The organism is Ramlibacter sp. PS3R-8, from assembly GCF_037572435.1.
Classification (GTDB): domain Bacteria; phylum Pseudomonadota; class Gammaproteobacteria; order Burkholderiales; family Burkholderiaceae_C; genus Ramlibacter.
Window position 1 is genome coordinate 1,485,720 of record NZ_JBBHGT010000001.1, and the last position, 19,350, is coordinate 1,505,069.

19 protein-coding genes are annotated in these 19,350 nt (G+C 69.5%); 13 read left to right on the forward strand and 6 right to left on the reverse strand.

The features are described from left to right. The first annotated feature begins 15 nt into the window (after nt 1–15). The 11 genes from WG902_RS07005 to WG902_RS07055 all read left to right on the forward strand — a co-directional run bounded on the left by WG902_RS07005 (nt 16) and on the right by WG902_RS07055 (nt 11,294). Nucleotides 16–966, forward strand: coding sequence for a dihydrodipicolinate synthase family protein (locus WG902_RS07005; RefSeq protein ID WP_340059228.1), 951 nt, complete (start codon nt 16–18; stop codon nt 964–966). After that, complete coding sequence (pcaF, locus tag WG902_RS07010) at nt 963–2,168, forward strand: 3-oxoadipyl-CoA thiolase (RefSeq protein WP_340059229.1); 1,206 nt, start codon at nt 963–965, stop codon at nt 2,166–2,168. The genes WG902_RS07005 and pcaF overlap by 4 nt, the downstream gene beginning before the upstream one ends. Nucleotides 2,169–2,263: 95 nt before the next feature. After that, nucleotides 2,264–2,968, forward strand: a complete 705-nt coding sequence (locus WG902_RS07015) for a GntR family transcriptional regulator (protein WP_340059230.1) — start codon at nt 2,264–2,266, stop codon at nt 2,966–2,968. An 8-nt stretch (nt 2,969–2,976) separates the two neighbouring features. After that, nucleotides 2,977–4,200, forward strand: coding sequence for a CaiB/BaiF CoA transferase family protein (locus tag WG902_RS07020; RefSeq protein ID WP_340059231.1), 1,224 nt, complete (start codon nt 2,977–2,979; stop codon nt 4,198–4,200). Between the two features lie 8 nt (nt 4,201–4,208). Further along, on the forward strand, nt 4,209–5,138 hold the full coding sequence (locus tag WG902_RS07025; RefSeq protein WP_340059232.1) for a VOC family protein: 930 nt from the start codon (nt 4,209–4,211) through the stop codon (nt 5,136–5,138). Further along, complete coding sequence (locus WG902_RS07030; RefSeq protein WP_340059233.1) at nt 5,131–5,913, forward strand: enoyl-CoA hydratase/isomerase family protein; 783 nt, start codon at nt 5,131–5,133, stop codon at nt 5,911–5,913. Before WG902_RS07025 ends, WG902_RS07030 begins: the two co-directional genes overlap by 8 nt. Before the next feature lie 40 nt (nt 5,914–5,953). After that, entirely contained in the window at nt 5,954–6,955 is a 1,002-nt protein-coding gene (locus WG902_RS07035) for a Bug family tripartite tricarboxylate transporter substrate binding protein (RefSeq protein WP_340059234.1), read from the forward strand. Next, entirely contained in the window at nt 6,841–7,980 is a 1,140-nt protein-coding gene (locus tag WG902_RS07040) for an NAD(P)-dependent oxidoreductase (RefSeq protein WP_340059457.1), read from the forward strand. Before WG902_RS07035 ends, WG902_RS07040 begins: the two co-directional genes overlap by 115 nt. Nucleotides 7,981–8,024: 44 nt before the next feature. Continuing rightward, the gene (locus WG902_RS07045) at nt 8,025–8,984 is read left to right on the forward strand and encodes a Bug family tripartite tricarboxylate transporter substrate binding protein (protein WP_340059235.1); all 960 of its coding nucleotides are present in this window, start codon (nt 8,025–8,027) and stop codon (nt 8,982–8,984) included. Between the two features lie 6 nt (nt 8,985–8,990). Then, nucleotides 8,991–10,061, forward strand: coding sequence for a maleylacetate reductase (locus WG902_RS07050; protein WP_340059236.1), 1,071 nt, complete (start codon nt 8,991–8,993; stop codon nt 10,059–10,061). A 78-nt stretch (nt 10,062–10,139) separates the two neighbouring features. Beyond that, nucleotides 10,140–11,294: an SGNH/GDSL hydrolase family protein gene (locus tag WG902_RS07055; protein ID WP_340059237.1), complete on the forward strand. Its 1,155-nt coding sequence runs from the start codon at nt 10,140–10,142 to the stop codon at nt 11,292–11,294. Between the two features lie 107 nt (nt 11,295–11,401). On the opposite strand, the gene WG902_RS07060 is transcribed toward WG902_RS07055, so the two are convergent. The 6 genes from WG902_RS07060 to WG902_RS07085 all read right to left on the reverse strand — a co-directional run bounded on the left by WG902_RS07060 (nt 11,402) and on the right by WG902_RS07085 (nt 17,420). Further along, entirely contained in the window at nt 11,402–13,066 is a 1,665-nt protein-coding gene (locus tag WG902_RS07060) for an NAD(P)/FAD-dependent oxidoreductase (protein WP_340059238.1), read from the reverse strand. Nucleotides 13,067–13,135: 69 nt separating this feature from the next. After that, on the reverse strand, nt 13,136–13,303 hold the full coding sequence (locus WG902_RS07065; protein WP_340059239.1) for a hypothetical protein: 168 nt from the start codon (nt 13,301–13,303) through the stop codon (nt 13,136–13,138). 42 nt (nt 13,304–13,345) lie between these two features. After that, a complete protein-coding gene (locus WG902_RS07070; RefSeq protein ID WP_340059240.1) occupies nt 13,346–14,599 on the reverse strand; it encodes a TIGR03862 family flavoprotein in 1,254 nt (417 codons plus the stop codon). A gap of 3 nt (nt 14,600–14,602) precedes the next feature. After that, nucleotides 14,603–14,818 (reverse strand): hypothetical protein, encoded by a 216-nt coding sequence (locus tag WG902_RS07075; RefSeq protein ID WP_340059241.1) that lies wholly within the window; start codon nt 14,816–14,818, stop codon nt 14,603–14,605. 35 nt (nt 14,819–14,853) lie between these two features. After that, on the reverse strand, nt 14,854–16,518 hold the full coding sequence (locus tag WG902_RS07080) for an FAD-dependent oxidoreductase (protein ID WP_340059242.1): 1,665 nt from the start codon (nt 16,516–16,518) through the stop codon (nt 14,854–14,856). Continuing rightward, on the reverse strand, nt 16,494–17,420 hold the full coding sequence (locus WG902_RS07085; RefSeq protein WP_340059243.1) for a LysR family transcriptional regulator: 927 nt from the start codon (nt 17,418–17,420) through the stop codon (nt 16,494–16,496). The genes WG902_RS07080 and WG902_RS07085 overlap by 25 nt, the downstream gene beginning before the upstream one ends. A 262-nt stretch (nt 17,421–17,682) precedes the next feature. On the opposite strand from WG902_RS07085, the gene WG902_RS07090 reads away from it, so the two are divergent. Together WG902_RS07090 and WG902_RS07095 are read left to right on the forward strand one after the other, a co-directional pair. Further along, nucleotides 17,683–17,991 carry a Dabb family protein gene (locus WG902_RS07090; protein ID WP_340059244.1) on the forward strand — a complete coding sequence of 103 codons (309 nt, stop codon included), beginning with the start codon at nt 17,683–17,685 and terminating at the stop codon, nt 17,989–17,991. A 1-nt stretch (nt 17,992) separates the two neighbouring features. Next, nucleotides 17,993–19,333 carry an amidohydrolase family protein gene (locus WG902_RS07095; RefSeq protein WP_340059245.1) on the forward strand — a complete coding sequence of 447 codons (1,341 nt, stop codon included), beginning with the start codon at nt 17,993–17,995 and terminating at the stop codon, nt 19,331–19,333. Nucleotides 19,334–19,350: the final 17 nt, after the last annotated feature.

Genomic DNA, 19,350 nt, shown 5'->3' on the forward strand with positions numbered 1-19,350 from the left:
GAAACGGAGTCCGCCATGAATCAACTCGACGCATCCGCCAAGGGCGTCTACCTCATCACCGTCACGCCGTTCACGGACGGCGGCGCGCTGGACCTGGCCAGCACCGACCGCATGGTGGACTTCTGCCTCGAGAAGGGCGTGACCGGCCTCACCGTGCTCGGCATCATGGGCGAGGCGACCAAGCTCACCATGGAGGAGTCGCGCGCCTTCGTGCGGCAAGTGCTGGCGCGCGTCGGCGGCAAGGTGCCGGTGGTGGTGGGCGCCTCGGCGCCCGGCTTCGCCGCCATGAAGGAACTGACGCAGTCGGTGATGGAGCTCGGCGCATCCGGCGTCATGGTCGCACCGCCGCCCAGCGTGCGCACCGACGACCAGATCGTGCAGTACTTCGACATGGTCAACGAGACGCTGGGACCGCAGGTGCCCTGGGTGCTGCAGGACCACCCGGTGTCCACCACCGTGCAGATGTCGACGTCCGTCATCCTGCGCATCCTGAAGAACTCGCCCACCTGCGTGATGCTCAAGCACGAGGACTGGCCCGGCCTCGCCAAGCTGTCCGCCATCCGCGCGGCCAGCGACAAGGGCGACGTCAAGCGGGTGTCCATCCTCACCGGCAACGGCGGCGGCCTGTTCCTGCCGGAGGAGATGACGCGCGGCGCTGACGGCGCCATGACCGGCTTCGCCTATCCCGAGATGATGGTCGACGTGGTGGCGGCGCACGCACGCGGCGATCGCGGACGCGCCCACGACTTGTTCGATGCCTACCTGCCGCTGGCGCGGTATGAGCAGCAGGCCGGCATCGGCCTGGCCGTGCGCAAGCTCCTGTTCCAGCAGCGCGGCGTCATCGCCTCCGCCTTCATCCGCAAGCCCGGCCCCAGGTTGTCGCCGCAGGATGTCGACGACATCGCCTTCCTGGTCAAACGCCAGGACCAACGGCTGCGCGAGCTGGCCCAAGGAGAAAGAACATGACCAAGCAAGCATTCATCTGCGACGCAGTACGCACACCCTTCGGCCGCTACGGCGGCGCCCTGTCCTCCATCCGGACCGACGACCTCGGCGCCATCCCGCTGAAGGCCCTGATGGCGCGCAATCCCAAGGTGGATTGGCAGGCGGTGACCGACGTTCTGTACGGCTGCGCCAACCAGGCGGGCGAGGACAACCGCAACGTCGCGCACATGGCCTCGCTGCTGGCCGGCCTGCCCATCGACGTGCCCGGCGCCACGATCAACCGGTTGTGCGGTTCCGGCCTGGACGCGGTGGGGACGGCCGCGCGGGCGATCAAGTCAGGCGAAGCCACGCTGATGATCGCCGGCGGCGTGGAGAGCATGAGCCGCGCGCCCTTCGTCATGCCCAAGGCCGACAGCGCGTTCTCCCGGACCAACGCGGTGTACGACACCACCATCGGCTGGCGTTTCGTCAACAAGCTGATGAAGGAGATGTACGGCGTGGACTCCATGCCCGAGACCGCGGAGAACGTGGCCACCGAGTACAAGATCGGGCGCGAAGCGCAGGACCGCATGGCGCTGGCCTCGCAACTCAAGGCGGTGGCGGCGCAGAAGTCCGGCTTCTTCGACGCCGAGATCACGCCGGTGACGATCCCGCAGAAGAAGGGCGAGGCGATCGTCGTCAGCAAGGACGAGCATCCGCGCGAGACCTCGCTGGAGTCGCTGGCCAAGCTCAAGGGCGTGGTGCGGCCGGACGGCACCGTGACCGCCGGCAATGCCAGCGGCGTGAACGATGGCTCCTGCGCGCTGCTGCTGGCCGACGAAGCCACCGCCGCGCGCAACGGCCTGACGCCGCGCGCCCGCGTGGTCGGCCTGGCCACGGCCGGCGTGCCGCCGCGCGTGATGGGCATCGGCCCCGCGCCGGCGACGCAGAAGGTGCTGGCGCTCACCGGCATCAAGCTGGAGCAGATCGACGTGATCGAGCTCAACGAGGCGTTCGCCGCGCAGGGCCTGGCGGTGCTGCGCATGCTGGGATTGCGGGACGACGACCCGCGCGTCAACCCCAACGGCGGCGCCATCGCGCTGGGCCATCCCCTCGGTTCTTCGGGAGCGCGGTTGGCCACGACCGCCGTCAACCAGCTGCATCGCAGCGGCGGGCGCTACGCCCTGTGCACGATGTGCATCGGCGTGGGGCAGGGCATCGCTGTGATCCTCGAGCGGGTGTGACGTGACTTGCTCCCTCTCCGTCCCGGGGCGGGCGGGGCGGAGGTGCTGGCGTTTTCCCTAGTTTGTAGGATTGTATAAAAGTCTAAAGTGTCGACATGGCGTCGACACCCTCCGGCCTTTCCGCTCCCGCCGCGTTCCGCAAGGCGGCCTTGCTGCCCGAACTGCTGGCTGACCACCTGCGTGAAGAGATCGCCAACGGCGCGCTGCCGCCGGGCCGCCGGCTAGTGGAGCAGGAGCTGGCGACCACCCTGCAGGTCAGCCGCGTCCCTTTGCGCGAAGCGTTCCGCATCCTCAGTTCGGAAGGCCTCGTCACGCTGTCGCCGCATCGCGGCGCGGAAGTCAGCGGCACCTCGCAGGAGGAGCTGGAAGAACTGTTCGAGGTCCGCGCCATGCTCGAGTCGAGGGCCGCGGCGCTTGCCGCCTGGCGGGCCTCCGCCGACCAGCTTTCGCAACTGGAGCAACTGGTCGCGCGGATGACCGTCGCGATCCGCGACGAGGACACCGTCACCTACTACCGTGCCAGCGCCGCGTTCCACGACCTGCTGGTGGATGCTGCGGGCAACCGGACCCTGGCGCGGGCGTACGCGCAGATCAAGGTGCGGTTCCGCCGTTACCAGATGGTGCTGGCCGCCGTGGCCGAATCCCCCAAGCGCTCCAACGAGGAACATGCCGGCGTGCTCAAGGCGATCGCGGGGCGCGACCCGGTGGCCGCGGCCGCGCTCGCCGAGAGCCACATCGAGGCACTGGTGCTGCGCTATCGGAAGGCGCAGCCGAAGCCGGCCCGCGCCGTGGCGGTCTGAAGGACCGAATGCAACAAGACCCACAGACCAACGCGCTCCCGCTGGCGGGACTGCGCGTGCTCGACCTCTCCCGCGCGCTGGCCGGGCCCTACTGCGCCATGATCCTCGCGGACCTCGGCGCCGAGGTGATCAAGGTCGAGCCCGCGCCCGGAGGCGAGATGATCCGCGGCTGGGGCCCGTTCCAGGACGGCGTCAGCGTCTATTACCTGAGCATCCACCGCAACAAGAAAAGCATGGTGGTGAACTTCCGCGATCCTGCGGGCCTCGCGTTGCTGCGCGAGATGGCGCGGCAGGTCGACATCGTGGTCGAGAACTTCAAGCCCGGAGCCATGGGCGAGATGGGCCTGGACTACGCCACCCTGGCCCGCGACAACCCGCGCCTGATCTTCGCTTCCATCACCGGCTTCGGCAGCACCGGACCCTACGGCGCCTGGCCCGCGGTGGACCAGATCGCGCAAGGCATGTCGGGCCTGATGAGCCTGACGGGCCAGCGCGAGACCGGGCCCACGCGCGTGGGCATCCCGATCGGCGACGTGGTCGGCGGCATGTGGGGCGCCATGGGGGTGCTCGGTGCCGTGATCGCGCGGCAAGCCTCCGGCAAGGGGCAACTGGTGGAGACCTCGCTGCTGGCGGGCCTGATCGGCATGCTCACCGTGCAGGGCCAGCGCCACCTGAGCCTGGGCGAAACGCCCGGCGTGGCCGGCAACGACCATCCGGTGATCTGTCCCTACGGCGTGTTCCAGGCCCAGGACGGCCCCTTCAACATGGCGGCCACCAGTGACGACATGTGGGCGCGCCTTTGCCGCCTGCTCGGGATCGAAGACTGGATTGCGCACCCCGAATACCGCGACAACACCGGCCGCAGCCGCAACCGCGAGCAGGTGAAGGCGCGCCTCAATGAAAAATTCGCCGCCGCCGGCAAGATGCATTGGGCCGAGAAGCTGATCGCGCTGGGCCTGCCCGCCGGCCCGATCTTCACGATGGACCAGGTGTTCGAGGACCAGCACGTGCGGCAGACCGGCCTGGTGCAGGAAGTGGAGCATCCCACGCTGGGCCTGCTGCGCCTGATCGCCAATCCCATCCTGATGGACGCGCTGCGCGGCAATTCCGTGCGCACCGCGCCGCCCGTGCTGGGCGCGGACACCCACGAAGTGCTGGCCGGCTTCGGCCTCGGCCAGGACCGCATCGCCGCGCTGGAAGCAAGCGGCACGATCCAGTCAGAAAAGAAATAGGACCCCCAATGCTCGCATCGCAAATCGCCTACGTGGCGCTGGCCTCGAAAGACCCCGCCGCCACGGCCCTGGTGTTGCAGCAACACCTGAAGCTGCCGCGCACCGATCTTCTCGATGCGGCCGGCACCGCCGTGCCGGTCTTCGCGCTCGGCCGCAGCGCGCTCGCGGTGTTCCCCCTCGGGCATCCGATGATCGACGGCGACGCCACGCCGGGCGTGCACCACATCGCGCTGGGCGTCGACGACGTCGAGCGGGCGGTGCGGCATGCCGCCGAGGTGGGCATCGCCGCCGCGGGCGCGAACCCGGGGCTCGGCGGCCGCAAGACCGTCGCGCTGGACCGGCAGGCCACCGTCGGCGTGCGCGTGCGCCTCACCGACGGCCTGGACCTGCCCCGCCAGGCCGGCGAGGTGATCGAGCGCATCGACCACCTGGGGGTCGCCAGCGCCGACGTTGCGGAAGACGAGCGCGTCTTCTCGCGCAAGCTCGGCTTCGAAGTGGAAAGCCGCCAGACCGACATGGAAGTGAGCATGGCGGTGGAGAGCTTCACCTCCGACAAGTACGGCGTCGTCTATCACAACCGCCCGCCGCAGCCGGTGGGCGGGCTGCGCGTGGCCTTCATCACGGTGGGCGACTGCGAGCTGGAGTTCCTGGCCAACTTCGACCCCGATGACGGCGCGCAGGTCGAACACGGGCGCTCGGGCAGCACCAAGCAGGACCAGGGCGCGATCACGCGCTTCGTCCAGTCGCGCGGCCGCGGCCTGCATCACATGGCGCTGAAGGCCAAGGACATCGATGCCACGCTGGCCGGCATGGCGCGCGCGGGCCTGCCGATGATCGACACGCGCGGCCGGCCCGGCTCGCGTCGCGCGCGGATCGGCTTCGCGCATCCCCACGCCACCGGCGGCATCCTGATGCACCTGGTGCAGCGCGATGCCTGATGCGATCCTGCTCGCCGAGCGGCGCGGCGCCACCTTGGTGCTGCGGCTGAACCGGCCCGACGCCGGCAACGCGATCGATCGCCACCTGGCCCAGGCGCTGCTGGAGCAACTGGACCAGTGCGAGGGCGATGCGAGCCTGCGCGCCATCGTCATCACCGGTAGCGGCGAGCGCTTCTTCTGCACCGGCGGCGACGTCAAGGCCTACGCCAAGCTCGAGTCGGCCGCGGAGCTGGAGCGGGTGTTCGGCCTGATGCGCGAGGTGTGCGACAGGCTCGAGCGCCTGCCTTGCGCGGTGATCGCCGCCATCAACGGGTATGCGGTGGGCGGCGGCGCGGAGCTGTCGCTCGCCTGCGACCTGCGGGTCGCACAGGAGTCGGCGCAGATCGGTTTTCCGCAGTCGCGGCTGGGGCTGATCCCGGGCTGGGACGGCGCGCAGCGCCTGGTGCGCACCGTGGGTCGCTCCCGCGCCGCGCTGCTGCTGTTCTCCGGCCTGCGCATCAATGCCCGGGAAGCGCTTGCGCAGGGGCTGGTCGACGAGGTCGCGCCCGATGGGCAGGCCCTGACCGCCGCGCTGGCGCTGGCGGACACCGTTGCCGAAGTGGCGCCGCTCTCGCTTGCCGCGATCAAGGACGTCCTGCGCGACGGCGCCTCGGGCGATCCGGCCGCCCGCGCCGGCGCCCGGGAAGCATTCAGCCGCTTGTGGTTCACCGAAGACCACAGGGAAGCGGAAAAGGCGTTCGCGGAGAAGAGGGCGCCGCAATTCCGCGGTCGCTAGGCTTTCCGCAGCTGTTCAACATCCCAAAGGAGACAAGCCCATGGAATCGAAGATCAAGGCGGCCGGTGTGCTGCGGCGCACGGCCTGTGCGGCGTTCGTGGTGGCGGGGCTGGCCTGCGGGGCCGGTGCCTTCGCACAGGACTTTCCCACCAAGGGACCGGTCCGCCTCATTGTCGGTTTCGCACCTGGCGGCGGCACCGATGCCATCGCGCGCGCGCTGAACACGCGCATGGGAGAGGTGCTCAAGCAGACGGTGATCGTCGAGAACCGCGCCGGCGCCGGCGGAACGCTCGCGGCGGACCACGTGGCCAAGGCGGCACCGGATGGTTACACGGTGCTCTTCACCTTGAACAACCACTCGATCAACCAGGCGCTGTACCCCAAGCTGCCCTATGACACCGAACGCGATTTCCGTGGGGTCACGCTGATCGGCAGCCTGCCGCAGGCCTTCGCCGCGCACCCGCAGGCCAAGGCGAACACGATCCAGGAGTTCCTGCAGCTGGGTGGCAAGGCCGACCCGAAGCAGCGCGTGTATGCCAATGGCGGCACCGGCTCGCCGGGCCACTTCGCCGCGGCTTACCTGGAGCTGATTTCCGGCACGGAGTTCACCCACGTCCCCTACAAGGGCGCGGGCCCGGCCATCACCGACGTGATCGGCGGCCAGGTGCCCTACATCCTGTCCACGCTCACCGGCCTGTTGCCGCACATCAAGTCGGGCAAGCTCAAGGCGATCGCGCTCACCTCGGCGGAGCGCTCGCCGCTGCTGCCCAACGTGCCCACCATCGCCGAGAGCGGCTTCCCCGGCTACGACATGGATTCGTGGATGGGCATCTTCGTGCCCCGCGCCACGCCGCCGCACATCGTGAAGGCCCTGAACGACGCCATGCTGGAGGCGCTGAAGCAGCCCGCGGTGCGTGAGCGCGTCGAATCCCAGGCTGGCCGCCTCCAGCCCGGCACCGGCGAAGAGCTGGACAAGATCGTTGCCGAAGACATCAAGCGCTACACCAAGGTCGTCAAGGAGCGCGGGGTGAAGGCGGAGTAGCCCGACCTTCCAAGGCGCGGGAAACTGAATTCCGGCGCCACACTTGCCAGCGGCCAGCGGGCGCAAGACACTGCGCCAAGGCGACAGAGGAGACGAAGGCGATGGCAAACGGGATTGGATGGATCGGCCTGGGCCGCATGGGCGAGGCGATGGTCAAGCGCCTGCTGAAGGCCGGCCACGGCGTCAGCGTGTGGAACCGCACGCGCAGCAAGGCCGATCCGCTGGCCGAATACGGCGCCGCGATCGCCGCGCACAAGACGGACCTGGCCGCCTGCGAGGTGGTCTTCACGATGGTTTCCACCACGGACGACCTGAAGGAGGTGCTGTTCGGCGAGGGCGGCCTGGTCACCGGCGCGCAGAAGCCGCGGGTGGTGGTGGACAGCTCCTCGATCTCGCAGGAAGGCTCCGCGGAAATCCGCACACGGCTCGAAGCGATGGGCGTCGCCTACCTCTGCGCGCCCGTCTCCGGCAACGCCAAGGTGGCCAAGGCCGGCAAGCTCCTGATCGTCGCGTCGGGACCGCGCACGCTGTACGATAAGGCGCACCCCTACCTGGCCGCGATGGGCCGCAAGGCCATGTGGGTGGGCGAGGGCGAGCTCGCCCGCATCTGGAAGATCGCCCACAACACCATGTTCGGCGTCGTCATCCAGAACCTGTGCGAAATCACGGTGCTGGCCGAAAAGGCCGGCATCCCGCGCCACCTGTTCCTGGAGAGCATCAACGACTCGGTCCTCGGCTCCATGTACACGCGCTACAAGTCGCCGACGCTGACCAACCTCACCTTCGACCAGGTGACCTTCACGCCCAAGCTCCTGCTCAAGGACATGGACCTCGGCATGGGCGCCGCCAAGGCCTACGGCGTGGCCATGCCCGCCGCCGCGGCCACGCGTGAATCCGTCGCCCGCATGGTGGGCCGCGGCCACGACCACATCGACTTCGCCGTGCTGCTGCAGGAGACCGCGCGCGATGCGGGCCTGGAGCTCAAGCCCGAGAACGTCGAAGTCAACGACGGCTTGCAGTCCTGACAGGTCGCAGCGGTTCCGCCCAGCATGCCAACAGGAGACAAGACATGAAACGCATCCTCACCGTCGTTGCCGCCACGCTGATCGCCGGCGGCGCCCTTGCACAATCCGCGTGGCCGAGCAAGCCCGTGAAGCTGATCGTGCCCTTCACGGCCGGCAGCATCACGGACATCATGGCCCGCACGGTCTCCGAGGCCATGAGCAAGGGACTCGGGCAGCCGGTCATCATCGAGAACCGTCCCGGCGCCGGCGGCACCATCGGCGCGGGGCAGGTCGCCAAGAGCGAACCGGATGGCTACACCGTGCTCATCGTTTCGTCCGGCCACGTCCTCAACCCCGCGATCTATCCCAGCCTGCCGTACGACACGCTCAAGGACCTGAGCGGCGTCACGCCGCTGGCAGCGGTGCCCAACGTGCTGGTGGTGTCGCCCGAGCGCGGCTGGAAAACCCTGGGCGACATGCTGGCGGCGGCGAAGGCCAAGCCGGGCCAGATGAACTACGCGTCCGCCGGCACCGGCAGCGCGACGCACATGAATGCCGAGAAGTTCAAGCTGAAGGCCGGCATCGACGTGCAGCACGTCCCGTTCAAGGGCACGCCGGAGGCGATGACGGACGTGATCGGCGGCCGCAACGACTGGTGCTTCGCGCCGTTGGCGGCCGCGCTGCCGCTGATCAAGGATGGCAGGTTGCAGGCGCTGGCCGTCAGCCCGGCGCAGCGTTCGCCGAGCCTGCCCAACGTGCCGACGACGGTGGAGGCGGGCGTGCCCGGATCCGACTACATGCTGTGGGTCGGCATGATCGTGCCGTCCGCCACGCCGGCCGCCGTGGTCAGGCGCCTGAACGAGGAAGTGGTGAAGGCGCTGGCGACGCCCGACGTGAAGGAGCGGATGGCGAAGCTCGGAGCCGAGCCCTTCACCCTGGAGCCCGCCGCCTTCAATGCCTTCATCCGCACGGAGATGGAGTCGGCTGCCCTGATCGCGAAGACCGCGAACCTCAAGGCGCAATGAGGTGAGATGAGGGGGTTCGTCTACAACGGCCAGCCCGGCCGCGTGGTGTTCGGCCCGGGCTCGATCGCGCAACTCGGAAAGGAAATCGAGGCGCTCGGGGCGCGTCGTGCGCTGGTCCTGTCCACGCCGGAGCAGCGCGGCTCGGCCGAGCGCATCGCGCAGATGCTCGGCGACCGGGCCGCCGGCATCTTCGCCCGCGCCGTGATGCACGTGCCGATCGAAACGGCGAGGCAAGCGCGCGAGGTCGCACGCAAGCTGGGTGCCGATTGCGCGGTCGCCGTGGGCGGCGGCTCCACCACCGGCCTCGGCAAGGCCATCGCCCTCGATTCGGGCCTGCCGATCCTCGCCATCCCCACCACGTACGCGGGCAGCGAGATGACGCCGATCTACGGCATCACCGAAGGCGGGATGAAGAAGACCGGCCGCGACGCCCGGGTGCTGCCGCGAACCGTGATCTACGACCCCGAGCTCACGCTGAGCCTGCCCGTGGGCCTGTCCGTCACCAGCGGCATCAACGCCATCGCCCACGCCGCCGAGGGGCTGTATTCGGTGGACGCCAATCCGATCATGGACTTGATGGCGCAGGAGGGCATCGCCGCGCTGGGCCGCGCCTTGCCCGCGATCCGGGCGGACGCGGCGGACGTCGGGGCGCGCAGCGAGGCGTTGTACGGCGCCTGGTTGTGCGGGGTGGTGCTGGGCAACGTAGGCATGGCGCTGCACCACAAGCTGTGCCATACCCTGGGCGGCAGCTTCAATCTGCCTCACGCGGAAACGCACACCATCGTCCTGCCGCATGCGCTGGCGTACAACGCCAGCGCCGCGCCGCAGGCCATGGCGCGGATCGCCCGGGCGCTCGCAGGCGGCAGCGCCGCGCAGTCCGTGTTCGACCTGGCGCGGAACAACGGGGCGCCGGTGGCGTTGCGCGACATCGGCATGCAGGCGGCGGACCTCGATCGTGCCTGCGACATCGCGATGCAGAACCAGTATCCGAATCCGCGCCCGCTGGAGCGCGCTGCCATCCGGCAGTTGTTGCAGGACGCGTACGAAGGGAACCGGCCGGGGGGCCTGATGTTGTAAATCCTGAGGAACGGAAAACGCTGGCGCGCTATGCTTGAGGTTCCAGGCGAACGTTCGTTCTTTTTTGCAGGGACCCTCATGAAATACACCCGGAGACTCCACCTCGCCGCGCTTGCATCGCTGGCAGCAGCGCTGATCACGGCATGTGGCGGCGGCAGCAATTTCTTCGACGACCGCATCGAGGTCACCCGTGTGGTCGTGGCGGGTGACAGCCTGGCCGACGCGGGCACCTTCGGATACAAGTTCACCGTGCAGAACTCGGCGGCGCCCGCGGCCGGCTTCCCCATCTTCACGGAACTGGTGGCGCAGGAGTTCGACGTCAACGCGCAGTGCAATTACTTCGCCTACAACGGCACGACCTTCGTGCAGAACGCGCAGGCCGGCTGCACCAACTACGCCGTCGGCGGCGGCCGCATCGTCAATACAGCTGCGCAGGGCGGCGCCGCCAGTCCGTTTTCCATTCCATTCCAGCTGGCGACGGCCGCCAGCGTGGTCGGCAACTATGGTCCCAAGGACCTGGTGGTGGTCGACGGCGGCGGCAACGACGCGGCGGACCTGGTGACTGCGTTCCTCGGCGCCACGGACGCGGCCGGTGCCGCGGTCTACGAGGCTTTCCTGCTGCAGCAGGTCGACCGCGTCACGCTGGACGCGATGCTCGCACAGCCGGACGGCGCCGTGGTTGCCGGCAGCCGGTACATGACCAACCTGGCGGACACGTTCGCCAATGCGATCAATACCAACGTGATTGCCAAGGGCGCCGTCCACGTCGCAGTGCTGAACATGCCCGACATCACCCTGACACCGCGCTTCCAGGCGGTGCTGGCCCAGGTCTCGCAAGCCAACGGCGGCGGCACGGCCGGCGGCCAGGCAGCGGCGCAGCTGCAGGCGGTGATCCGCCAGTGGATCGGCAGCTTCAACACCCGGCTGTCCAACAACCTCCGCAGCGACACGCGCATCGTGCTGGTCGACTTCAATGCCGACTTCACCGACGAAGTGAACAACCCGGCCAAGTACGGCGTGACGAACGTCAGGGACTCGGCCTGCACCGTGGCGGGCATCAACGACGTGCGCCTGTGCACGACCACCGCCCTGGAGGCCAACCGCCCGGCCGGCGCTGCGGCGGGCTGGTGGCAGACCTATGCGTTCTCCGACGGCTTCCATCCGACGCCGCTGGGCCATCGCCTGCTGGCGGATACTGTGTTGCGGGCGCTCGAGAAAGAGGGTTGGCTGTAACGGCTTGACGCCGGGGTTCGCTGCGCGAAACCCGGCCTACGGGGAAGCGGTCGCAGGCCGGGTCGCCCGTAGGCCGGGTTGCCCGCAGGGCACCCCGGCAACGCGAATCACGAAACGCCGAGCATCGCCCGCGCCACCGACTCGGCCACCTCAATGCCGTCGACGCCGGCGGACATGATCCCGCCCGCGTAGCCGGCCCCTTCTCCGGCCGGGTACAACCCGCGCACGTTCAGGCTCTCGTGCGCGCGGTTGCGCGTGATGCGCAGCGGTGACGACGTGCGCGTCTCCACGCCGGTCAGCACCGCGTCCGGCATCGAGAAGCCCGCGATCTGCCGCTCGAACGCGGGCAGCGCCTCCCGGATCGCATCCAGCACATACACCGGCAGGCTCTCGGCGCCCGGCTGCGCCAGGTCCGTCATCCGCACGCCGGGCTTGTACGACGGCTGCACGCTGCCCAGCGCAGAGCTTGGCTGGCGCTTGACGAAATCGCCGACCAGCTGGCCCGGCGCGACGTAGCCGCCGCCGCCCAATGCGTAGGCACGGGACTCCCAGATGCGCTGGAAGGCCATGCCGTCGAGCGGATTCACCGGCCCCTCGGACCGGCCGTCCTGCCGGTAGTCCTGCGGCGAAATGCCGACCACGATGCCGGCATTCGCGTTGCGTTCGTTGCGCGAGTACTGGCTCATCCCGTTGGTGACCACGCGCTCCGGCTCCGAAGTCGCGGCCACCACCGTGCCGCCGGGACACATGCAGAAGCTGTAGACACTGCGCCCGTTCTTCGCGTGGTGCACCAGCTTGTAATCGGCGGCGCCCAGGATCGCGTTGCCCGCATTCGGCCCGAAGCGCGCGCGATCGATCACCCCCTGCGGATGCTCGATGCGAAAGCCCACGGAGAACGGCTTCGCCTCCATGGAGACGCCGCGCTCGTGCAGCATCCGGAAAGTGTCCCGCGCGCTGTGGCCCAGCGCCAGCACGACATGGTCCGCGCGCAGTTGCTCGCCGGACGCCAGCGTCACGCCGCGCATGGCATGGGCCTCCCCCTGCGGCTCGAGCAGCACGTCGGTGACCTGCTGGCCGAAACGGACCTCGCCGCCCAGCGCCTCGATTTCCGCGCGCATTTTCTCCACCACGCCGACCAGCCGGAAGGTGCCGATGTGGGGCTTGCTGACGAAGAGGATCTCTTCCGGGGCGCCGGCTTTCACGAACTCGTCCAGCACCTTGCGCGTCAGGTGGCGCGGATCGCTGATCTGGCTCCACAGCTTGCCGTCGCTGAAGGTGCCGGCGCCGCCTTCGCCGAACTGCACGTTGGACTGCGGGTCCAGCACCCCCTTGCGCCACAGGCCCCAGGTGTCCTGGGTGCGCTCGCGCACCTGCTTGCCCCGCTCCAGCACGATCGGCCGCAGCCCCATCTGCGCCAGCACCAGGGCCGCGAAGATGCCGCACGGACCGAAGCCCACCACCAGCGGCCGCGGCCGGCCCTGCGCGTGGAAGTCCGCCGGCGCATGGCCGACGAAGCGGTACTGCATGTCCGGCGCCGGCCGCACGTGCGGGTCGCCGTGTTTTGCGGCCAGCACTGCCGGCTCGTCACGCACTTGCACGTCCACCGAGTAGGTCAGGACGATGGCCGCCTTCTTGCGGGCGTCGTAGGCGCGCTTGTAGACGGTGAAGGACAGCAGGTCGGCGTCGGCGATGCCCAGCTTGCGCACGATGGCCGGGCGCAATGCGTCCTCCGCGTGGTCCAGCGGCAGGCGCAGTTCCGTCAGTCTCAGCATGGCGCGCGGTTTCCGGGGGCCTCAATGCAAAACGCCGCCCTGGGGCGGCGATTCGCGGTCAGCCCTGGCTCAGCCGCCCTTGTGCGGGCGCTTGCCGGGGTTCTTCTTGCTGCGCGTGTGCTTGCCACGCTCCAGGCTGACCTTCTGGCCGTGGCCGGCGGTCTGGGTGACGCCCTTCGGGGCGGGTGCCCGGGGGGTGGCGCGGCGGTCCGCTTCGGTGACGATCTTGTTGCCCATGGAGGCTCCGTGCAATTTGTAAGTGGAAGGTGGAACCCTCGATTATCCCTCACGCGCGGTTTCATGCCCAGCCAGCCACTCCAAGACCCCGATTGCGGCCGCCCGCCCGGTGGCAAGGCTGGCCGTCAGCAGGTACCCGCCGGTGGGCGCCTCCCAGTCCAGCATCTCGCCGGCGGCGAAGACACCGGGTGCCGCGCGCAGCATGTAGCGGTGGTCCAGGGCCGCGAACGTCACACCGCCTGCGGTGCTGATCGCTTCGTCGATCGGGCGGGGGCGCGCGAGCACCAGGGGCAGGCGCTTGAGCGCCAGCGCCAGCGCCCGGGCGTCCTCGAGCTGTTCGCGCGCGAGCAGCTCGTGGAGCAGCGCCATCTTCAAGCCCTGGATGCCCAGGCGGCTCTTGAGATGGGTCGACAGGCTGCGCGGCCCGCGCGGCCGCGAGACTTCCGCCAGCACTTGCTCCTGCGTGTGCTGCGGCAACAGGTCGACCAGCCAGGTGGCCTGGCCGTGCGCGGCGATTTCCTCGCGCAGGCGGGCGCTGAAGGCGTAGACCAGGCTGCCTTCGACGCCGGTGTCGGTCAGCACGAATTCGCCTTGCTGGCGGCCGCTGTCGTCCGCGTGGCGCGCCGCCGCTGGCTTGACGGGCTGGCCGGCGAAGCGCTGCCGCAAGTGATCGCTCCAGCCGCTGCGGCCCGGTGCGGTGGGCGCGACGTCGAAACCGCAGTTCGACGGCCGCAGCGGCGCGACCTCCACGCCGCGCGCCTGCAGCCAGGGCGCCCACGCGCCGTCGGAGCCCAACCGCTTCCAGCTGGCGCCACCGAGGGCAAGCACCGTCGCATCGAAGCGTTCCATCGTCTCGCCGGCCGGCGTGGTGAAGCGCAAGGCGCCGTCCCCGGTCCAGCCGGTCCAGCGGTGCCTGGCATGGAAGCGCACGCCCGCCTCGCGCAGCCGATGCAGCCAGGCGCGCAGCAAGGGCGCGGCCTTCATGTCTTTCGGGAACACACGGCCGGAGGTGCCGACGAAGGTCTCGATGCCCAGTCCTGCGGCCCATTCGCGCACCGCGTTGCCGTCGAACGCCAGCACTGCATCCCGCAATGCTTCGCTGCGCTCGCCGAAGCGCCGCAGCAGCGCGTCGGTCGGTTCGGAATGCGTCAGGTTCAATCCGCCGCGACCGGCCAGCAGGAACTTGCGGCCCACGGAAGGCATGGCGTCGAACACGTCGACGGCGAGGCCGTGCCCTGACAGCACCTCGGCAGCCATCAAGCCGGCAGGCCCGCCGCCGATGACCGCGACGGGCATCCGCTACGCGCGGAAGCCTTCGATGGCTTGCTGCGCGTCCCGGATCGCGTCTTCTTCCAGCTTCCTGCTGCCCCAGCGCGGCTTGCCCACGTAGCTGGCGAGGGCGCTGACGCGCTTGACCACCTTGCCTTCGAGGCGGATCGTGTAGTTGCCGTGCCGGTCGGCTTCGATGGCGTAGGTCGGGCCGGCGCCTTGGCTGTCCATGTACTCGGTCTTCATGCCCCGATTCTCGCCGACGCGGCGGCTGCCGGGTTTCACCGGCCGCTGGCCTGCCGCAGCACCTCGCCCGCAAGGCTCGCATCCCGGCCCCGCCAGGCCACGATCTGGTCGGGGCGGACCAGCGCCAGCGGAGCTTCGTAAAGTTCGCGCAGCGAAGGCGCGGCGTGGCGCACGACACACAGGTCCAGGCCCAGCGACGCGGCAGCAGCTTCGAACGCGCGCGTGTCCGGCGGCTGCGGACCGAGCGCCAGCAGCGTCCATTCGGAATGGAAGGTGTCGAACAGCGAGCGGCCGTCGTCCAGCCACGCATGGGGCGGCCGGCCGCCCGGGCAGGCCGTCGGCAAGTAGGTGTTGGCGGAGTCCGGCGGCGGCTGCGTGCCGTCGCCAACGATGACGGGCGAGCCGTCATAGCGGCCGCCGAAGGTAACGCCGGGGATGTTGAATTCCAGCCGGACGTGCGCGTCGAGATACGCGGCGGCTGCGCTGCGCGCCGCTTCGCCGGCCGCGCCATCTTCCTCCAGCGCCGGCTCGGCGGCGAACAGCCCCACGGAATCCGCGAAGCGGCGCGCGTACGCCGTGTTGCGTTCGGCCAGCGGCTTGCGCTCGATGCCGTAGCTTTCCAGCAGCGTGGGCCCGCCTGCGCCGCGCAGCACCGCGGCCAGCTTCCAGCCCAGGTTCACTGCATCCTCCACGCCGGTGTTGTAGCCGAGGCCGCCGGTGGGGGTGAACAGGTGCGCCGCGTCACCGGCGATGAACACATTGCCCCGCTGGAACGACTGCGCCACCAGCGAATGGCCGGCGGTCCAGGTGCCGCAGGACAGGACCTCGATCGGGATCTCCGCGCCCGCCGCGTGCGCGAACAGGCGGCGCGCGTCGGCTGCTGTCCATGCATCGGCGTTCTCGCCCTCGCGCACGGCGGCGTGAAAGGCGAATTCGCTGCGCCCGTCGATCGAAGCCATGAAGGCCCGCCGTTGCGCATTCACCGCCACGTACATCCAGGCGCGGCCATGCGGGAACACGGCGTAGAAGCCGGGCGCGCGCACGTAGGCAGCGAACATCTGGCCGCCCATGAAGTCGCGCCGCACGCCGGTGCCTCCACCCCAGCCGATGCCGAGCGCGTGCCGCACCATGCTGCGGCCGCCGTCGGCGCCGACGAGGAAGCGGGCGCGCACGCGTTGCGGCTCGCCGCCGTCCACCGCCTGCACCACCGCGTCCACATGCGTTCCTTCGTCCTGGAACTCCACCATCCTCCACCCATACCGCACGTCGTTGCACGCATGGGCCTGCGCCTGCTCGCGCAGGATCGCCTCGACGAACTTCTGCGACACGCGATGCGGCAATTCCGCCGCGCTCCAGGAGCCGCCCATGCCGCGCACGTTGCGCACCGCTTCGGCTGCGGTCGGCAGCGACAGCCGGGCGAGTTCCCACGCCGTGAAGCGCGTGAAGTAGGCGATGTCGGTCGGATGGTCCGGCGGCAGACCCTGCGCCCGGACCGCGTCGGCGAAGCCGAGCCGGCGGAAGTGCTCCATGGTGCGCGCCTGCGTGGCGTTGGCCTGCGCGTTCGTCGCCGTGCCCGGCTTGGCATCCACCAGCAGCGTGCGGATGCCGCGGCGGCCGAGCTCGATGGCCAGCATCAACCCGCAGGGGCCGCCGCCGGCGATGAGCACGTCGGTCGTCAATGGCCGAAGCGGGTCGTCCACTTGCGTTCGTACTCCATGCGGTCGAAGTGTTCAGCGATGAAATCGATGAAGGTGCGGACCTTGGCGCTCAGGTGCTTGCGGCTCGGGTAGGCGAGGTTCACCGTCAGCCGCGGCAGGTCCCATGCGTCCAGCACCGGCACCAGGCGGCCGGCCGCGATGTCGTCGTAGAGGATGTAGGTGGGCTGCACCAGGATGCCCAGGCCTTCCAGCGCGGCGGCGCGGAGCACCTGGCCGTCGTTCGACTCCAGCAGGCCCTTGATCGCCAGGGATCCCGTCTCGCCATCGCGCGTGAAGCGCAGTTCGTGCGGGTTGTTGGCGTGCGTGTAGAGCAGCAGCGCGTGCCGCGCCAGGTCGTCCAGGTCGCGCGGCATGCCTGCGCGGCCCAGGTAGCCCGGCGAGGCGGCCAGGATGCGCCGCGTCTCGGCCAGGCGCCGGATGGTGATGTTGGAATCGGGCTCGAACTCGCGCGTGCGGATGGCAACGTCGATGTTGTTGTCGATCAGGTCCAGGTAGCGGTTGGCGGTCTCCACGTGCACCGTCACGTTGGGATAGCGTCGCGTGTACTCCGGCAGCAGGGGCGCGATGTGCTGCAGGGAGAACGACAACGAGGCGGTGATGCGCAGCGTGCCGGCAGGATTGAGCGTGGTGGCGTTGACCGCCGACTCGGCGTCATGCAGGTCCGCCAGGATGGCCTTGCTGCGGCGCAGGAACTCCTGTCCCGGCTCGGTGAGGTAGAGGCGCCGGGTGTTGCGTTCGACCAGCCGCGCGCCCAGCCGCTCTTCGAGCGCCGACAGGTGCCGGCTGGCCGCGGCGTTGGACAGCCCGAGTTCCTCGGCCGCGCGGCTGAGGCTGCCCGTCTCGGCCACCTGCACGAACAGCGCCATCTCGGTCCAGCGATCCAAGGTGTTGTGTCTCCTGGGCCGATTATGGCGGGGTGCGCAGCGCCGCCCGCCCTTCGGGCCGACGCCAGCCGCCCGTCACTTCTCCACGCAACGGAAAACTCATTTGCCGCACGGTGCTTCCTGAAATGGCAGCCGGGTCCTAGAGTGTTCCCATGCGCAACCTGCTTCCGGACATCCGCCTGCCTCGCCGTCGCTGCCTTGCGCAGCGCATCGTCGCGGAAAGCCTCGACAGCCCTTTGCGCGTTGTGATGCCGAAGACCGAATGATCCGTCACATCGTCATGTGGAACGTGCGCGGCGCGAGCCGCGACGAACAGCTCGCCAACATCGAGCGCCTGAAGGCCAGCTTCCACAGCCTGCGCGGCCGCGTTCCGGGCTTGCTGCACCTGGAGGTGGGGGCGGATTCCAGCGGCGTGGACTACGCCTGCGACGTCGTGCTGGTGAGCGACTTCGAGTCCCAGGCCGCGCTCGACGCATATGCAACGCATCCCGAACACCTGCGCGTGAAGGCGGAAATCGGTGACATGCGCACGGCCCGGCACCAGGTCGACTACATCGCAGCGAAGGACTGACATGGCCACCCTCATCCGCGGCGCTGCCGTGATCACGATGGACAAGCAAGGCGACCTGCGGCAAGGCGACATCCTGGTGGACGGCGACCGCATCGTCGAGGTTTCACCGGCGATCCCCGCGGCCGGCGCGGACGTCGTGGATGCGACCGGCTGCATCGTCATCCCGGGCCTCGTCAACGCCCACATGCACACCTGGCAGACGGCGCTGCGCGGCGTGGCGGCCAACTGGACACTGCTGGAATACTTCAAGAAGATGCACGCGGGCCTGGCCACCGCGTTCGGCGCGCAGGACCTCTTCATCGCCACGCGCATGGGTGCGCTCAACCAGCTGAACTGCGGCACGACCACGCTGGCCGACTGGTGCCACAACAACCCGACGCCGGAGCACAACGACGCGGCCATCGAGGGCCTGCTGTCCACCGGTATCCGCGCAGCGTTCTTCCACGGCACGCCCAAGCCGGACCCGAAGCCCGGCCAGATTCCGTTCTGGGAGGTGCCGCATCCACGCGGCGAGGTCGAGCGCCTGCTCAAGGCGCACCAGGGCCACGCGCTGCTGTCGATCCAGGCGGCGGTGCTGGGCCCGCACTATTCCACGCTGGAGGTCGCGATGCACGACTTCCGCATGGCGCGCGAGCTGGGACTCATCGCCTCGCTGCACCAGGGCGGCGGCGCGGCCCGCACGCCCGACGGCTGGGAGCGGCTGGAGGCCGAGGGCCTGCTGGGGCCCAACATCAACATCGTCCACGGCCACGCGTTGTCCGATGAACAACTCAAGCGCTTCTGCGACCTGGGCATGAGCTTTTCGGCGGCGGCGGAGAGCGAAATGTCGCAAGGACACGGACATCCGCTCACCGGCCGGCTGCGGCAGTTCGGCCGGGCGCCGTCGCTCGGCGTCGACCTCGAAAGCGTGCTGTCGGGCGACATGCTGACGCAGGCACGCGTGGCGCTGGGCATCCAGCGCAGCCTGGACAACGTGGCGTACCGCGAGGCGCACGGCACCATCCCGCCGACGTCCACCATCACGACGCGTGAGGCCCTGTCGTGGGTGACGATCGAGGGCGCGCGCATGCTGCAGCAGCAGGACCGCATCGGATCGCTGGCCGCCGGCAAGCAGGCCGACCTGGTCGTGATCCGCGCCAGCGACCTCAACATGCAGCCGGTGCACGACCCGGTGAGCAGCGTCGTCCTGCAGGCGTCGCTGGCCAACATCGACAGCGTGATGGTGGCCGGCAAGTGGAAGAAGCGCGCCGGCAAGTTGCTGGCCGGGGACCTGTCCGCCGACTTGCAGAAGCTGCGCGCATCGGGCGAGAAAATCACCCGCGCGATAGGCTTGGTTTCGTAGGCGGGCGGTAAGCGCGT

Excerpts from the sequence above, each read along its gene's own strand:
- WG902_RS07005 (WP_340059228.1), top strand. The coding sequence starts at position 16 with ATGAATCAACTCGACGCATCCGCCAAGGGCGTCTACCTCATCACCGTC.
- pcaF (WP_340059229.1), top strand. The coding sequence starts at position 963 with ATGACCAAGCAAGCATTCATCTGCGACGCAGTACGCACACCCTTCGGC.
- WG902_RS07015 (WP_340059230.1), top strand. The coding sequence starts at position 2,264 with ATGGCGTCGACACCCTCCGGCCTTTCCGCTCCCGCCGCGTTCCGCAAG.
- WG902_RS07020 (WP_340059231.1), top strand. The coding sequence starts at position 2,977 with ATGCAACAAGACCCACAGACCAACGCGCTCCCGCTGGCGGGACTGCGC.
- WG902_RS07025 (WP_340059232.1), top strand. The coding sequence starts at position 4,209 with ATGCTCGCATCGCAAATCGCCTACGTGGCGCTGGCCTCGAAAGACCCC.
- WG902_RS07030 (WP_340059233.1), top strand. The coding sequence starts at position 5,131 with ATGCCTGATGCGATCCTGCTCGCCGAGCGGCGCGGCGCCACCTTGGTG.
- WG902_RS07035 (WP_340059234.1), top strand. The coding sequence starts at position 5,954 with ATGGAATCGAAGATCAAGGCGGCCGGTGTGCTGCGGCGCACGGCCTGT.
- WG902_RS07045 (WP_340059235.1), top strand. The coding sequence starts at position 8,025 with ATGAAACGCATCCTCACCGTCGTTGCCGCCACGCTGATCGCCGGCGGC.
- WG902_RS07050 (WP_340059236.1), top strand. The coding sequence starts at position 8,991 with ATGAGGGGGTTCGTCTACAACGGCCAGCCCGGCCGCGTGGTGTTCGGC.
- WG902_RS07055 (WP_340059237.1), top strand. The coding sequence starts at position 10,140 with ATGAAATACACCCGGAGACTCCACCTCGCCGCGCTTGCATCGCTGGCA.
- WG902_RS07060 (WP_340059238.1), bottom strand. The coding sequence starts at position 13,066 with ATGCTGAGACTGACGGAACTGCGCCTGCCGCTGGACCACGCGGAGGAC.
- WG902_RS07065 (WP_340059239.1), bottom strand. The coding sequence starts at position 13,303 with ATGGGCAACAAGATCGTCACCGAAGCGGACCGCCGCGCCACCCCCCGG.
- WG902_RS07070 (WP_340059240.1), bottom strand. The coding sequence starts at position 14,599 with ATGCCCGTCGCGGTCATCGGCGGCGGGCCTGCCGGCTTGATGGCTGCC.
- WG902_RS07075 (WP_340059241.1), bottom strand. The coding sequence starts at position 14,818 with ATGAAGACCGAGTACATGGACAGCCAAGGCGCCGGCCCGACCTACGCC.
- WG902_RS07090 (WP_340059244.1), top strand. The coding sequence starts at position 17,683 with ATGATCCGTCACATCGTCATGTGGAACGTGCGCGGCGCGAGCCGCGAC.
- WG902_RS07095 (WP_340059245.1), top strand. The coding sequence starts at position 17,993 with ATGGCCACCCTCATCCGCGGCGCTGCCGTGATCACGATGGACAAGCAA.